Origin of the sequence: Pseudomonas alcaligenes (assembly GCF_014490745.1) — a bacterium.
Lineage (GTDB): Bacteria > Pseudomonadota > Gammaproteobacteria > Pseudomonadales > Pseudomonadaceae > Aquipseudomonas > Aquipseudomonas alcaligenes_C.
In genome coordinates this window covers 4,327,957-4,343,244 of the sequence record NZ_LZEU01000001.1, presented here as the reverse complement: position 1 = coordinate 4,343,244, position 15,288 = coordinate 4,327,957, and the positions used below count along the sequence as shown (strand labels likewise).

General features: G+C 65.3%; 11 protein-coding genes and 1 tRNA gene. 3 read left to right on the top strand and 9 right to left on the bottom strand.

The window, feature by feature from the left end; translation table 11 throughout:
- Positions 1-127 precede the first annotated feature (127 nt).
- The 5 genes from A9179_RS19940 to rpsU all read right to left on the bottom strand — a co-directional run bounded on the left by A9179_RS19940 (position 128) and on the right by rpsU (position 8,314).
- Positions 128-204, bottom strand: a tRNA-Ile gene (locus A9179_RS19940).
- A 16-nt stretch (positions 205-220) separates the two neighbouring features.
- Positions 221-3,952, bottom strand: a complete 3,732-nt coding sequence (locus A9179_RS19935; RefSeq protein ID WP_187807934.1) for a bifunctional diguanylate cyclase/phosphodiesterase — start codon at positions 3,950-3,952, stop codon at positions 221-223.
- Between the two features lie 92 nt (positions 3,953-4,044).
- Entirely contained in the window at positions 4,045-5,892 is a 1,848-nt protein-coding gene (gene rpoD, locus A9179_RS19930; protein ID WP_187807933.1) for an RNA polymerase sigma factor RpoD, read from the bottom strand.
- A 67-nt stretch (positions 5,893-5,959) separates the two neighbouring features.
- On the bottom strand, positions 5,960-7,945 hold the full coding sequence (dnaG, locus tag A9179_RS19925; protein WP_187807932.1) for a DNA primase: 1,986 nt from the start codon (positions 7,943-7,945) through the stop codon (positions 5,960-5,962).
- Between the two features lie 153 nt (positions 7,946-8,098).
- Positions 8,099-8,314 (bottom strand): 30S ribosomal protein S21, encoded by a 216-nt coding sequence (rpsU, locus tag A9179_RS19920; protein ID WP_021702507.1) that lies wholly within the window; start codon positions 8,312-8,314, stop codon positions 8,099-8,101.
- Positions 8,315-8,515: 201 nt separating this feature from the next.
- Between rpsU and tsaD the strand changes: the two genes are divergently transcribed.
- The gene (tsaD, locus tag A9179_RS19915; RefSeq protein WP_187807931.1) at positions 8,516-9,541 is read left to right on the top strand and encodes a tRNA (adenosine(37)-N6)-threonylcarbamoyltransferase complex transferase subunit TsaD; all 1,026 of its coding nucleotides are present in this window, start codon (positions 8,516-8,518) and stop codon (positions 9,539-9,541) included.
- A gap of 20 nt (positions 9,542-9,561) precedes the next feature.
- Here the strand turns inward: tsaD and plsY are convergent, their stop codons facing one another.
- Entirely contained in the window at positions 9,562-10,131 is a 570-nt protein-coding gene (gene plsY / locus A9179_RS19910; RefSeq protein ID WP_187807930.1) for a glycerol-3-phosphate 1-O-acyltransferase PlsY, read from the bottom strand.
- 74 nt (positions 10,132-10,205) lie between these two features.
- Between plsY and folB the strand changes: the two genes are divergently transcribed.
- Both folB and folK read left to right on the top strand, forming a co-directional pair.
- Positions 10,206-10,559, top strand: coding sequence for a dihydroneopterin aldolase (gene folB / locus A9179_RS19905; RefSeq protein WP_187807929.1), 354 nt, complete (start codon positions 10,206-10,208; stop codon positions 10,557-10,559).
- Complete coding sequence (gene folK, locus A9179_RS19900) at positions 10,556-11,089, top strand: 2-amino-4-hydroxy-6-hydroxymethyldihydropteridine diphosphokinase (RefSeq protein WP_187807928.1); 534 nt, start codon at positions 10,556-10,558, stop codon at positions 11,087-11,089. Before folB ends, folK begins: the two co-directional genes overlap by 4 nt.
- 15 nt (positions 11,090-11,104) lie before the next feature.
- Here folK and A9179_RS19895 read toward each other — a convergent pair whose 3' ends face one another.
- From A9179_RS19895 to A9179_RS19885, 3 genes are all read right to left on the bottom strand, one after another.
- The gene (locus tag A9179_RS19895) at positions 11,105-12,334 is read right to left on the bottom strand and encodes a multifunctional CCA addition/repair protein (RefSeq protein ID WP_187807927.1); all 1,230 of its coding nucleotides are present in this window, start codon (positions 12,332-12,334) and stop codon (positions 11,105-11,107) included.
- Positions 12,335-12,409: 75 nt separating this feature from the next.
- The gene (locus A9179_RS19890; protein ID WP_187807926.1) at positions 12,410-13,975 is read right to left on the bottom strand and encodes a SpoVR family protein; all 1,566 of its coding nucleotides are present in this window, start codon (positions 13,973-13,975) and stop codon (positions 12,410-12,412) included.
- Between the two features lie 11 nt (positions 13,976-13,986).
- Positions 13,987-15,258 (bottom strand): YeaH/YhbH family protein, encoded by a 1,272-nt coding sequence (locus tag A9179_RS19885; RefSeq protein WP_187807925.1) that lies wholly within the window; start codon positions 15,256-15,258, stop codon positions 13,987-13,989.
- Positions 15,259-15,288 lie beyond the last annotated feature (30 nt).

Below are 15,288 nucleotides of genomic sequence, written 5' to 3'. Positions count from 1 at the left end.
CTGGGTCGACCTAATCCGTGGCGGCGCGCGATTTTAACAAGGGCGGGGAAGGGGCGACCAGCGCGTGGCCGGATAGCCCTGCAGAAAGTGAAAAGCCGCACATCTGTGCGGCTTTTGCGTGAAGCGGTGGTGGGCCCACACGGACTCGAACCGTGGACCAAAGGATTATGAGTCCTCTGCTCTAACCGACTGAGCTATAGGCCCCCAGAAGGCGGGCGGATTATACCGGGGCCTTTTCGGCGCTGCCAATCGCTAATGGGCCGAGGAAATTGCTGGCGAAAGACTCGGCGGAGAGCGGCCGGCTGACCACGTAGCCCTGGATCTGCTGGCAGCCTTCGGCAGCCAGGAACAGTTCCTGGGCCTTGGTTTCCACGCCTTCGGCGATCACCGTGAACTGCAGGCTGCGACCTAGGGCGATGATGGCGCGGGTGATGGCGGCGTCGTCCTGGTCTTCAGGCAGGCCGCGGATGAACGACTTGTCGATCTTCAGGATGTCCAGCGGCAGGCGCTTGAGGTAGCTGAGCGAGGAGTAGCCGGTACCGAAGTCGTCGATGGCCAGTTGCAGGCCCAGGGCCTTGAGTTCGTGGAGGATGAACAGGGCCTCTTCGGCCTGGCTCATGATGAAGCTTTCGGTGATTTCCAGCTGCAGGCTGGCGGGCGCCAGGCCGAAGTCGGCGAGGGAGTCGGCGATGCGCTGGGCCAGTTGCGGCTGGCGCAGCTGGCTGCCGGAGAGATTGACCGACAGCGGGCCGAAGGGAGCGTGCTGGCCCTGCCATTCGCGCATCTGCCGACAGGCTTCCTGCAGGGCCCAGTCGCCGAGCTGGAGGATCATGCCGTTTTCTTCGGCCAGGGGGATGAAGCGATCCGGCGGGATGTCGCCGAATACCGGGTGGCGCCAGCGCAGCAGGGCTTCGGCGCCGATCAGTTGCTGGCTGGCCAGGCACAGCTTGGGCTGGTAGTGCAGGCTCAGTTCGTCGCGTTCGATGGCGCGACGCAGCTCATGCTCCAGGGTCATGCGCTCGGTGGCCTGGAAGGTCAGGCTGCGGGTGTAGAACTCGATGCGGTTGCGGCCCTTGGCCTTGGAGCTGTACATCGCCGCGTCGGCGTTCTTGACCAGGGTGGCGACGTCGTTGCCGTCCTCGGGGAACAGGCTGATGCCGATGCTGGCGCTGATGAAGAACTCGTGGCTGTCGGCCTGGAAGGGGGGGCTGAAACAGGCCAGCAGCTTGGTCGCCACTCGTTCGGCGTCGCGCGGCTGGTGCAGGCCGGGGAGTAGCACGATGAATTCGTCGCCACCGAGGCGGGCCACCGTGTCGATGTCGCGCAGCTGTTCGCGCAGGCGCTCGGCGATGCTCTTCAGCAGCAGGTCGCCGACCGGGTGGCCGAGGCTGTCGTTGATGTGCTTGAAACGGTCGAGGTCGAGGAACAGCACGGCGCCCTGGCGGTCGTCGGTGCGCGCGTCGGTCAGTGCGGCGTTGAGGCGGCTCTCGAACAGCAGGCGGTTGGGCAGGCCGGTGAGCGGGTCGTGGTGGGCCTGGTAGTCGAGGCGGGCCTGGGCGTGCTTGAGCGGGCTGATGTCGGCGAACACGCCAACGAAGTGGGTGATGCTGTCGCTCTGGTCGCGCACTGCGCTGATGGTCAGCCACTCGGGATAGATCTCGCCGTTCTTGCGCCGGTTCCAGATCTCGCCCTGCCAGTGGCCTTCGGCCGCCAACTGGTGCCACATGGCGGCATAGAAGGCGCTGTCGTGCTGGCCCGAGGCGAGCAGGCGTGGCGACTGGCCGAGGGCTTCGGTCTCGCTGTAGCCGGTGATTTCGCTGAAGGCGCGGTTGACCGCGCTGATACGCTGGTTGAGGTCGGTGATCATCACCCCTTCGGCGGTGCTCTCGAACACGGTGGCGGCCTGGTGCAGGCGCTCCTGCATCAGCTGGCGCTCGGTGATGTCGCGGGCGATGGTGAGCAGGCACGGCTCGTCGTTGATCATGATCGTCTGGGTGGCCAGTTCGCCGAGGCGCTGCTGCTGGTAGCGGGTGCAGATCCAGGCGCGGAAGTCGCGCACCATGCCCTGGCTGCGCACCAGTTCGGTCATCCGGTCGCGGTCGGCCAGGTTGGCCCACAGGCCGATTTCCTCGGTGGTGCGGCCGATCACCTGGGACAGCTCGTAGCCGGTGATGCGGCAGAAGCCTTCGTTGGCTTCGAGCAGGCGGCCATCGCTCAGGCGGGTGATCAGCAGGCCGTCGGGTGAGGCGTGGAAGGCCTTGGCGAACTTCTCTTCGGAGGCCTGCAGCTTCTGCTGGGTGCGCTTGAGTTCGGTGATGTCGCGTACCGCGACTACCAGCGCGGCAGTGCCGTCCAGTTCCACCGGCTGGGCCGAGATGAGGCCGATGAACTGCTCGCCATTGCGCCGGCGGAAGGGCATTTCCAGGTTGTTCAGGGGTTCGCCCTGCAGGCGCTGCAGCAACTGCGGGCCGATGTCCGGCACGCCCCAGATGGCCAGCTCGGTGGCGGTCTTGCCCATGGCTTCGGCGCTGTCGATGCCGAGCTGCTGTTCGAAGGTGTGGTTGAGGGCCAGCAGGGCACCGTCGCTACGGCGGGCGATGACCAGGATGTCCGGGCAGTTGTGGAACACCGAGCTGAATTTTTCCTCGGACAGCTGCTGAGCCAGCTCGGCGGCCTTGGCCTCGCTGATGTCGACCATCAGGCCGCGCAGGATCAGGCTGTCGTCGCGCTGGATCAGGGTGACGATGTCGCGGATCCACACTACACGACCGTCGGCGGCGAGCATTCGGTAGTCGAAGGCGTGATCTCGCCCGGCCTGGGTTTCCGTGAGGCAGTAGTTGAGGGCCGTCTCGGCGTCGTCGGGATACAGCGAGCGCTGCCAGAAGCCGGGCTGCAGCCACTCGCTGAGGGGATAGCCGAGCAGCTTCTCGGCATGCGGCGAGACATAGGTGAAGCAGTAGTCCTCCAGGCGCATTTCCCAGGCAATGGCGTTGAGGCTTTCCACCAGGCCGCGGTAGTGCTGTTCGCTGATGCGCAGCTGCTGCTCGAGGGTCTTGCGGCTGCGCATTTCCTGGCGCAGGCGGCGGTTGATGCGCAGCACCGCAGCCAGCACCAGCAACACCGCCAGCAGGGTCGGCAGGCCATACAGGGCAGCCTGGCGCCAGACCTGGCGGCGATCCAACACGCCGCCGACCCAGGGCTCCTGCAGGGCGGCGACCTCGGCGGGGCTCAGGTCGGCGAACAGTTTGTCGAGGATGCCGACCAGGATCGCCTGGCTGCGTGGAGCGGCCATGGCCAACTGATAGCGATAGGGGGTTTCGCCGCTGACGAACAGGCCTTCGAGCTTGAGCTGGCGCATGCTCCACACGCTGGAGGCGAGGTCGCCGACCAGGGCGTCGGCCTGGCCGGTGGCGACGGCCTGTAGGGCGGCGCTGACGCTGGGCAGGGGCAGCAGGTTGAGATCGGGGTGGCGAGTGCGCAGCAGCTCGTGGGGCGCATAGTCCTGGATGACCGCCACCTTGAGGCCGTAGAGGTCTTCCAGGCGGTGCGGCTGGGCGCCGCCCAGGTGGGCAATGATGACGATGGGAAAGTCGAGATAGGGGCGGGTGAAGGCCAGGTCACGCTGGCGCTCCGGGGTGGCCATGACGCCTGGGAGCAGGTCGAGGCGGCCGGCCTTGGCGCTGGCCAGCACCTGGCTCCAGTTACCCGGGTCGACCGGTTGCAGTTTGATCCGCAGGCGCTGTTCGATCAGTTGCACATAGCTGGCGGCCAGGCCCTGGTAGCGACCCTGGTGATCGCGAAACTCGAAGGGCGGCCAGGACGCATCAATGCCCAGGCGCAGCTGCGGGTGGGCCTGCAGCCAGGCCTGCTCGTCGGGTGTGAGGCTAAGTGCCGCCACCGGGCTCGCCGAGAACGCCAGACACAGCAGGAGAATGGCCAGCAGGCGCGACATCGGTCGACTTCCGGAAGATTGCAGGTAGTTGCAGTGTAGTTCGCGGCGCCGCTGGATAACAAAACCCCCGGTCGGTGCCGGGGGTTTTGTTGTTACTCGTCGAGGAAGGAGCGCAGGTGCTCGCTTCTCGTCGGGTGGCGCAGCTTGCGCAGGGCCTTGGCTTCGATCTGGCGGATGCGCTCGCGGGTCACATCGAACTGCTTGCCGACTTCCTCGAGGGTGTGGTCGGTGTTCATGTCGATGCCGAAGCGCATACGCAGCACCTTGGCTTCACGGGCAGTGAGGCCGGCCAGTACTTCGCGGGTGGCTTCCTTGAGGCTTTCCACGGTCGCCACGTCGATCGGCGATTGCATGGTGGAGTCCTCGATGAAGTCGCCCAGGTGCGAATCTTCGTCGTCGCCGATCGGGGTTTCCATGGAGATCGGCTCTTTGGCGATCTTCAGTACCTTGCGAATCTTGTCCTCGGGCATTTCCATGCGCTCGCCCAGCTCTTCCGGAGTCGGCTCGCGGCCCATCTCCTGGAGCATCTGGCGGGAGATACGGTTGAGCTTGTTGATCGTCTCGATCATGTGCACCGGGATACGGATTGTGCGCGCCTGGTCGGCGATCGAGCGGGTGATCGCCTGGCGGATCCACCAGGTGGCGTAGGTCGAGAACTTGTAGCCGCGCCGGTATTCGAACTTGTCCACCGCCTTCATCAGGCCGATGTTGCCTTCCTGGATCAGGTCGAGGAACTGCAGGCCACGGTTGGTGTACTTCTTGGCGATGGAGATAACCAGGCGCAGGTTGGCCTCGACCATCTCTTTCTTCGCCCGGCGCGCCTTGGCTTCGCCGATGGACATGCGGCGGTTGATGTCCTTGATTTCGGCGATGGCCAGGCTGGTGTCGGCTTCCAGGGCGATCAGCTTCTGCTGGCAGCGCTGGATGTCGCCCTGCAGGTTGCCGATGGCTTCGGCGTACTTGGCCTTGCCCTTGGCCAGGCCGGCGGCCCAGCTTTCGTCGATTTCGTTGCCGGGGAACAGCTTGAGGAAATCGGCACGCGGCATGCGCGCGTCGCGCACGCACAGCTGCATGATGGCGCGTTCCTGGGCACGTACCTGTTCCAGCGAGCCGCGTACGCGCTCGACCAGGGCGTCGAATTGCTTGGGCACCAGCTTGATCGGCATGAACAGCTCGGCCAGGGCCAGCAGTTCATTGTTTGCCTGCTTGCTGTGGCGGCCGTGCTTCTTCAGGGCCTTGCGGGCCTTTTCCATTTGCTCGGAAACGGCGCCGAAACGGCGTGCGGCTTCTTCCGGATCCGGGCCGCCATCTCCTTCTTCTTCGTCGTCGCTGTCGCCTTCGGCTTCTTCCTCGTCCTCGGCCGCTTCGGCGGCCGGAGTGGCGCTCTTCAGGTCGACCGGAACTTCTTCGGCCGGCAGGCTGCCGTCATCCGGGTCGATGTAGCCGCTGAGAACGTCGGACAGGCGGCCGCCTTCGCTGACGATGCGCTGGTATTCACCGAGGATGCTGTCGACGGTGCCAGGGAAGAAGGCGATGGCGCCCATGACTTCGCGGATGCCTTCCTCGATGCGTTTGGCGATTTCGATCTCGCCTTCGCGGGTCAGCAGTTCCACGGTACCCATTTCGCGCATGTACATGCGCACCGGGTCGGTGGTGCGGCCGATGTCGGTTTCTACTGCGGCCAGGGCAGCGGCGGCTTCCTCGGCAGCGGCTTCATCGGTATCGGCTTCGGCCAGCAACAGGGCGTCCGCATCCGGGGCACTCTCGAATACGTTGATCCCCATGTCGTTGATCATGCGGATGATGTCTTCCACCTGTTCCGGATCGGAAATATCCTCCGGCAGGTGGTCATTGACCTCCGCGTAAGTCAGGTAACCCTGCTCACGACCGCGGCTGATCAATTCTTTCAAACGAGACTGCTGTTGCGCTTTTCCGGACATGGCACCCTATCCACTGAAGGTCTTGGCGGGCTGAAAATAAGCCGAGGATTATACCCGATTTTGCGGATCAGGCGCCAGTTGGGCTCTTGTCGCCTGGTGAAGAGGAGAGGCTGAAGTGTTCTCTCAGTAGAGTCTTCTCTTCCGGAGTCAGTTCACTGGGGCTTTTTTGCATGACGCTGCGCAGGAGCTGCTCGCGCCGTTTCTGCAGTTGGCTACTGGCAAGTGTAGTAATGGTGTCGAAGAACTGCTTTTCAAGATTGTCCTGATCGATCAGCCATTCCTTTTCCGCCAGGGCCTGCAGCAGGCGCCCCTGGGGGGTTCCATGCCAGCGTGCGATCAGCTGCAGCGAGCGCAGCTGCGGCGCCTTTTGCAGGGCGCCGAGCAGGGCGACCAGCAGCTGGGCATAGGTGTCGTCCTCGGCGGCGAAGTGGCTGGCATCCTCGACCTTCTGCGCCAGTGCCGGGTGGTGCAGCAGGGTGCGCAAGGCGGTCAGGGTCGGTGATTCGACGCTGACCGGCTTGCGTGGTGGGCGCGGCGGTTCGTCGCGGCCGCCCTTCTTCCAGTTGCCGTCCTTCTTCCATGGCTTGCCTTCGCCTTTCTTCCAGTTCTTCTTGGGCTCGAAGTCCTGCTCGGCGGGCGGCTCGATGTGGTTGGCGTAGTCGGCGATATCGCCGTAGTCCGGCTGGCTGTCGTAATAGTGGTCGTCCGCATAGTCGCTGGTGACCGGGTGGGTGGCAGGCGCTGGCGTGCTGCGGCTGACCTGGTTGAGCGCTTCGCTGTTGAGGCCGGTGATTTCACCGAGGCGCTGGCGCATCAGGGCGCGCAGGTTGATGCCAGGGATCTGCTCGATCAGTGGGGTAGCCAGGGTGGCCAGGTGCGCCTTGCCTTCCAGGGAGCGCGGGTCGGCTTCTTCGCACAGTTGCTGGAAGAAGTAGTCGGCCAGCGGCTGGGCGTGCTGGTTGATGCGGGCGCGGAAGGCGTCGGTGCCTTCGGCGCGTACCAGGCTGTCCGGGTCTTCGCCTTCGGGGAGGAACAGGAAGCGCGCGCGGCGCCCGTCCTGCAGGCTCGGCAGGGTCGACTCCAGGGCGCGCCAGGCGGCCTTGCGTCCGGCCGCATCGCCGTCGAAGCAGAACAGCACGCTGGGCACCAGGCGGAACAGGCGCTTGAGGTGTTCCTCGCTGGTGGCCGTGCCGAGGGTGGCCACCGCGTTGCGCAGGCCCTGCTGAGCCAGGGCGATGACGTCCATGTAGCCTTCGACCACCATGATCTCGTCGAGGTCGCGGTTGCTCTTGCGCGCCTCGTACAGGCCGTAGAGCTCCTGGCCCTTGTGGAATACTGGGGTTTCCGGGGAGTTCAGGTACTTGGGCTTGTCGTCACCGAGCACTCGGCCGCCAAAGGCGATGATGCGTCCGCGGCTGTCGCGGATGGGGAACATCACGCGGTCGCGGAAGCGGTCATAGCGTTTGCCGCTGTCGCTGTTCTCGATCAGCAGGCCGGCGTCGATCATGGCCTTCTGTTGCAGGGCGTCGCCGCCCAGGTGCTTGAGCAGGTTGTCCCAGCCGGGCGGGGCGAAGCCCAGGCCGAAGTCGCGGGCGATCTCGCCGGACAGGCCGCGGCCCTTGAGGTAGTTCACTGCCGCCTTGCGTGTCGGGTGGCTCTTCAGGGCCTGGCGGTAATAGTCGCTGGCGGCCGTGAGCAGAGCGTAGAGCGGCGAGTCGGTCGGCTGGCGCGGTTTGCCCCCGCGTCCGCCATCCTCGCGCGGCACTTCCATACCGGCGCGCTTGGCCAGCTCCTCGACGGCCAGGGGGAAGTCCAGGCTGTCGTGATCCATGACGAAGCCGAGGGCGTTGCCGCCGGCGCCGCAGCCGAAGCAGTAATAGAACTGCTTGTCCGGGCTGACGCTGAAGGAGGGGGTCTTTTCCTTGTGGAACGGGCAGCAGGCGGTGTAGTTCTTGCCGGCCTTCTTCAGTTGGATGCGCGAGCTCACCACCTCGACTATGTCGGTGCGGTTGAGCAGGTCATCGATGAAGGATTGCGGGATCAGGCCGGCCATGAGCTCGTCAGTGTGCGGTTGCCAGAGGCGGGAGCATAAACGAAAAAACTCCGGTCATTCGCCAGTCGGCGAAGCGGAGTTGAGTGGAGCCTGAAAATGCAAAGCCCGGCATAGGCCGGGCAGTGCGGAAACCTCAGCGGCGCGACTGATAACTCAGTACAGGCGCTCACGGCGGCGCTGTTCGCGCTGCACTTTCTTGGCGTGACGCTTAACAGCAGCAGCTGCCTTGCGCTTGCGCTCGGTGGTGGGCTTCTCGTAGAACTCGCGGCTGCGAACTTCGGCCAGTACACCGGCTTTTTCGCAGGAGCGCTTGAAGCGACGCAGAGCTACGTCGAAGGGTTCGTTCTCTTTTACTTTGACGGCTGGCATCCAGGTCGTACCTTCACTGTTTTACCGAATGGACGACGCGATCCGGCTAGGGCACGGGAATACGTCGGTTTTCAAGGGTTGCGGATATTAACGCCTCGTTCCGCAGAATGCAAAGCCTCTGATCGAAAAGCACTGGCCGGGTCGTGGGGCGGCGCTTATTATGCGCGCCTTCGAATTTCCCCGTATTAAAGGCGCGAACCCATGCTGGTGCTGGGCTTGGAAACCTCCTGCGATGAAACCGGTGTCGCCCTGTACGACAGCGAGCGCGGTCTGCTGGCCGATGCCCTGTTCAGCCAGATCGAGCAGCACCGCGTGTTTGGTGGCGTGGTGCCGGAGCTGGCCTCGCGCGATCACGTCAAACGCATGCTGCCGCTGATCCGCGAGGTGCTGGCCGAGGCCGGCGTGGAGCGCACGCAGATCGAGGCCATCGCCTACACCGCGGGCCCCGGCCTGGTCGGCGCACTGCTGGTCGGTGCTTCCTGCGCTCAGGCCCTGGCGTTTGCCTGGGGCATTCCGGCGGTCGGCGTGCATCATATGGAAGGCCACTTGCTGGCGCCGATGCTGGAGGCACAGCCGCCGGCCTTTCCGTTCGTCGCCCTGCTGGTTTCCGGTGGCCACACCCAGCTGGTGCGGGTCGACGGCATCGGTCATTACCAGTTGCTCGGCGAGTCGGTGGACGATGCCGCCGGCGAGGCCTTCGACAAGACTGCCAAGCTGATGGGCCTGCCCTATCCCGGCGGCCCGGAGATTGCCCGCCTGGCCGAGCGCGGCACGCCGGGGCGCTTCACCTTCCCGCGGCCGATGACCGATCGTCCGGGCCTGGATTTCAGCTTCAGCGGCCTGAAGACCTTCACCCTCAACACCTGGCAGCAGTGCCGCGAGGCCGGCGATGCCAGCGAGCAGACCCGTGCCGACGTGGCGCTGGCCTTCCAGCAGGCGGTGGTCGATACGCTGACCATCAAGTGCCGTCGCGCGCTCAAGCAGACCGGTCTGAACAGTCTGGTGATCGCCGGCGGGGTCAGTGCCAACCAGGCGCTGCGCCAATCCCTGGAAAAGATGCTCGGCGAGTTCAAGGGCCGGGTGTTCTACGCCCGTCCGCGCTTCTGCACCGACAACGGCGCGATGATTGCCTACGCCGGTTGCCAGCGGCTGCTGGCCGGCCAGCAGGATGGCCCGGCGATCGGTGTGCAGGCGCGCTGGCCGATGGAGCAGCTGCCGGCCATCTGAGGTGGCTGTCGCCGGCGGATTCAGAAGTGCCGTTCGCGCCCGGCGAACAGGTCGCGTAAATTGCTACGGTGGCGCCAGACGATCAATCCGGTCAGCGCGCACATTGGCAGCAGCGCCGCCGGTTGCTGCCAGGCCAGCAGCGGCAGGGTCAGCGGCGTGGCGATCAGCGAGGCCAGCGAGCTGGTGCGGGTCAGCACGAAGGTCAGCGCCCAGGCGGCGAGGGCCAGCAGGGCGGCGGGGGGATACAGGCCGAGCAGCATGCCGGCGGCGGTGGCCACGCCCTTGCCGCCCTTGAAGCGGAAGTACAGTGGGTAGAGGTGGCCGATCACGGCGGCGAGGCCGACCCAGGCCTGCTGGCGGATGTCGAGGCCGAGCAGGTTGGCGACCAGCACTGGCAGCAGGCCCTTGCCGAGGTCGCCGAGCAGGGTGAGGATGGCCAGCTTGCGCCCGGCCACGCGCAGCATGTTGGTGGCGCCGGGATTGCCCGAGCCGCTGGCGCGCGGGTCGGGGCCGCCGCTCAGGCGACTGAGCAGGATGGCGAAGGACAGCGAGCCAAGCAGGTAGGCGAGCGGCACCAACAACCAGAACATGGTTTCCATTCCGGGGCGAGGGAGCTCCGATTCTAGCGGCGGGGCGTGGCTCTTGTCGTGCTGTGGAGAAATGCTTGGACAAAGTCTTCATCGAAGGCCTGGAAGTCGACACCCTGATCGGGGCCTACGACTGGGAGCGCGGGATTCGCCAGTGCCTGCAGCTGGATCTGACCTTCGCCTGGGACATCCGCCCGGCGGCGGCGGGTGACGAGCTGAGCCTGGCGCTCGACTACGCCGCCGTGCACCAGCATGTGCAGGCGTTTGCCGCGCAGGCCCAGTTCGAGCTGGTCGAGACCTTTGCCGAGCGCCTGGCGGCAAGCTTGCTGGCCGAGTTCGGCATGCCCTGGTTGCGGCTCAAGGCGACCAAGCCGGGGGCCAATCCTAGCGCCCGCGCGGTGGGCGTGGAAATCGAGCGCAGCCAGCCATGACCCGAGTACTGCTGGGCCTGGGCAGCAATATCGAGCGCAATGCGCACCTGTGCGCGGGGCTCGATGCCCTGGCCGGATTCCTCCATGACCTGCACTGCTCGCCGGTGTTCGAGAGCGCGCCGGTGGGGATCAAGAGCGGGCCGTTCTTCAATCTGGTGGTCAGCGCACACACCGATCTGCCGCTGACCGAGCTGGATCGGCGGCTGAAGTTCATCGAGGCGGACAACGGCCGCTACGCGCCGAACCGCAAGGGCCTGCCGCTGGATATCGACGTGCTGCTGTACGGCGACCTGGTGGGCAACTTCGACGGGCTGGTGCTGCCGCGAGCCGAGATCCTCAAGAATGCCTTCGTGCTCTGGCCGCTGGCACTGCTGGTGCCGCAGGCCGTGCATCCGGCCAGCGGGCGCAGCTTTGCCGAGCTGTGGCGCACGGCGCAGATCGACCAGCAACTATGGCCTGTAGCCTTCCAGTGGCGAGCAGCCGAGCTGACGCCGGTCGAGCTGCTGCGCGAGTTCCCCGCGCCCGTATAAGACGGGCAGCCCAGTCTAAGTCTGGGCGCTGGCCTTGTAGGCCTTGAGCGCCTTGAGCCGTTCGCCCTTGAGTGCCTCGCCCAGCTCGGCACCCTGCAGGCCCCTCTCCAGCAAAGGCTGCACCGTCACCGCACGAGCCGCCTGCATAGCGCCGAGCAGGTAGGCGGCTTGCGGGTATTCGCGCTCTTCGAAACCCAGGCGGCCGCGGGCATCCATCTCGCAGGCGGCGAGGAATTCCTCGAAGCGCTGCGGGCGGCGGTACACGTCGAAGCTCTGCAGCAGCTCCAGCAGCGTGTGTGGACGCAGTTCCAGGGCGCGGTGGCCGTGGGTGTGGTATTCGCCGACCAGCAAGGCCAGTTCGGCGCAGTCCTTGGGCACCTTGCAGCGCGCGTTGACCGCGCGGATCAGCTTCAGCCCGCGTACCTCGTGGGCGATATGTCGCGGCCATTCGGTTTCCGGGGTGCTGCCCTTGCCCAGGTCATGCAGCAGGCAGGCCCAGCGCACCGTCAGCGGCTGGGCGTGGCGGGCGCATTGCTGCAGCACCATCTGCAGGTGCACGCCGGTGTCGACTTCCGGGTGGTGCGCGGCGGTCTGCGGCACGCCGAACAGCGCGTCGACTTCCGGCAGCAGTTCGGCCAGGGCGCCGCAGTCGCGCAGCACCTGGATGAACACATCCGGGCGCGGTTCCAGCAGGGCACGGGAGATTTCCTTCCAGCTGCGCTCGGCGGTGAGTGCCTGGAGTTCGCCGGACTCGGCCAACTGACGCATCAGGGCCAGGGTTTCCGCGGCCACGGCAAAACCCAGCGGGGCATAGCGGGCGGCAAAGCGGGCCACGCGCAATACGCGCAGCGGGTCTTCGGCGAAAGCGGGGGAGACGTGACGCAACAGGCGTTGTTCAAGATCCTGCCGGCCGCCGTAGGGGTCGATGACCTGGCCGCTGTCGTCCTCGGCCATGGCGTTGACGGTCAGGTCGCGGCGGATCAGGTCTTCTTCCAGGGTCACTTCCGGGCTGGCGTAGAAGGTGAAGCCGCCGTAACCCTGGCCGGATTTGCGCTCGGTGCGGGCCAGGGCGTATTCCTCGCCGCTCTGCGGATGCAGGAACACCGGGAAGTCCTCGCCCACCGGGCGAAAGCCCTGGGCCTGCATGGCCTCGGCCGTGGCGCCGACCACCACCCAGTCGATATCGCTGACCGGCAAGCCGAGCAGGCGGTCACGCACGGCGCCGCCGACCTTGTAAATCTGCATGAATGAATCCTCCGTTGCCGCGGAGGATAAGCGAAAAGCCGGATGAGCGCCGTTGCCGGCGCTCGCCGTGACTGCCTAGATCGGCGGGATCACCAGATCCAGGCGCGGGTACTCGCTGTCGCTGTCCTGTTCGCTACGTGGTGGCACGTGCTGCAGGCCGACGATCTGCTCGCCCTGGCGGATTTCCAGGTGGATGTCGAAGCCCCACAGGCGGTGCAGGTGCTTGAGCACCTCGCCGGTGGAGTCGCCCAGCGGTTTGCGGTCGTGCTGCTGGTGGCGCAGGGTCAGCGAGCGGTCGCCGCGGCGGTCGACGCTCCAGATCTGCACGTTAGGCTCGCGGTTGCCCAGGTTGTACTGGGCGGCGAGGGTCTCGCGGATCGCCCGGTAGCCCGGCTCGTCGTGGATCGCCGGCACCAGCAGGTCGTCCTGCTGGTCGTCGTCGAGCACGCTGAACAGCTTGAGGTCGCGGATTACCTTGGGCGAGAGGAACTGCAGGATGAAGCTCTCGTCCTTGAAGTTCTGCATGGCGAACTTCAGGGTGCTCAGCCAGTCGCTGCCGGCGATCTCGGGGAACCAGCGGCGGTCTTCCTCGGTAGGGTGTTCGCAGATGCGGCGGATGTCGCAGTAGATGGCGAAGCCCAGGGTGTAGGGGTTGATGCCGCTGTAGTAGGGGCTGTCGAAGCCGGGCTGGTAGATCACCCCGGTGTGCGACTGGAGGAACTCCATCATGAAGCCATCGGTGACCAGGCCCTCGTCGTACAGGTCGTTCATCAGGGTGTAGTGCCAGAAGGTGGCCCAGCCTTCGTTCATCACCTGGGTCTGGCGTTGCGGGTAGAAGTACTGGGCAATCTTGCGCACGATGCGGATGATCTCGCGCTGCCAGGGCTCCAGCAGCGGGGCGTGCTTTTCGAGGAAGTACAGAATGTTTTCCTGCGGCTCGGCCGGCCAGCGCTTGTTGTCCTGGTCGTGGCCCTTGCTGGCGCTCTTGGGAATGGTGCGCCAGAGGTCGTTGATCTGCTTCTGCAGGTGTTCCTCGCGATCCTTCTGCCGACGCCGCTCTTCTTCGGCGGAGATCGGGTAGGGCCGTTTGTAGCGGTCGACGCCGTAGTTCATCAGGGCGTGGCAGGAATCCAGCAGCTCCTCCACCGCGTCGATGCCGTGGCGCTCCTCGCACTGCATGATGTACTGCTTGGCGAACACCAGATAGTCGATGATCGAACTGGCGTCGGTCCAGGTGCGGAACAGGTAGTTGCCCTTGAAGAAGCTGTTGTGGCCATAGCAGGCATGGGCGATCACCAGTGCCTGCATGCACATGGTGTTCTCTTCCATCAGGTAGGCGATGCACGGGTCGGAGTTGATCACGATCTCGTAGGCCAAGCCCATCTGCCCACGGGTGTAGCCTTTCTCGGTGCTGAGGAAGTGCTTGCCGTACGACCAGTGGTGGTAGCCCAGCGGCATGCCGACCGAGGCGTAGGCGTCCATCATCTGCTCGGCGGTGATCACCTCGATCTGGTTGGGGTAGGTGTCGAGGGCATAGCGCTCGGCCAGGCGGGCGATCTCGCGGTCGTAGCTGCGGATCAGTTCGAAGGTCCATTCCGAGCCGACGGAGATCGGCTGGCGTTTCTTCTCGGAGGCGGTCATCGCGGTTCCCCTCAGGTCACCAGGCGGCGCTGGAACAGTTCGCGGAACACCGGGTAAATGTCCGCGGCCGAGACCAGTTGCTGCTGGGCAAAGGTGTCGGCGTAGCTCTCGCCGACCTGCTCGTACTCGAACCACAGCGCCTGGTGCTCGCGCGGGGTGATCTCGACGTAGGTGAAGTACTGCACGAACGGCATGATCTGGTTGATCAGGATATCGCGGCAGATGGGTGAATCGTCATTCCAGTTGTCGCCGTCCGACGCCTGGGCGGCATAGATGTTCCACTCGTTGATCGGGTAACGCGCGGCCATGATCTCCTGCATCATCTTCAGCGCGCTGGAGACTATGGTGCCGCCGGTCTCCCGCGAGTAGAAGAACTCCTCCTCGTCGACCTCTTTCGCGCTGGTGTGGTGGCGGATGAACACCACCTCGATCTTGTCGTAGTTCCGCTTGAGGAACAGGTACAGGAGGATGAAGAAACGCTTGGCGATGTCCTTGGTGGCCTGGGTCATCGAGCCGGACACGTCCATCAGGCAGAACATCACCGCCTTGGAGCTGGGGTTGGGCTGCTTGGTCAGCAGGTTGTACTTGAGGTCGAAGGTATCGAGGAACGGCACGCGGTTGATGCGTGCGCGCAGTTTGTCGATTTCCGCCTCCAGGGCCTGGATATCGCCGAAGTTGTCCGGCTCGTCGCGTTTCAGCCGCTCCAGTTCGGCCAGGGCCTGCTTGAGCTTGGCGCGGCTGCTGCCGGACAGGGCAATGCGCCGCGCGTGGGCCGAGCGCAGGGTGCGGATGATGTTGATGCGCGACGGGTTGCCCTCGCTGCTGATGCCGGCGCGTACGGTCTTGAAGGTGTCGCTGCCGGTCAGGTGGCGCTTGACCAGGTTGGGCAGCTCGAGATCCTCGAACATGAAGTCGAGGAATTCCTCCTGGGTAATCTGGAACACGAACTCGTCCATGCCATCGCCGGAGTTGCTCGCCTTGCCGCTGCCGCGTCCGCCACCACCGCCTTGCGGGCGGGCGATGCGTTCGCCGCTGGTGAATTCCTTGTTGCCGGGGTGGACGACGGTCTGCTTGCCGCCGCGGCCATGGTGCAGCACCGGCTCGTCGATATCGCGGCCGGGAATGCTGATCTGTTCGCCGTGCTCCATGTCGGTGATGGAGCGCCGGCTGACGGCCTCCTCCACGGCCTTCTTGATGTGGTCGCGGTAGCGCCGCAGGAAGCGCTGGCGGTTTACCGTGCTCTTGTTCTTGCCATTCAGGCGCCGGTCGATCACATAGCTCATGACGTCTCCTTAGCGCATGCGCCCACCGGG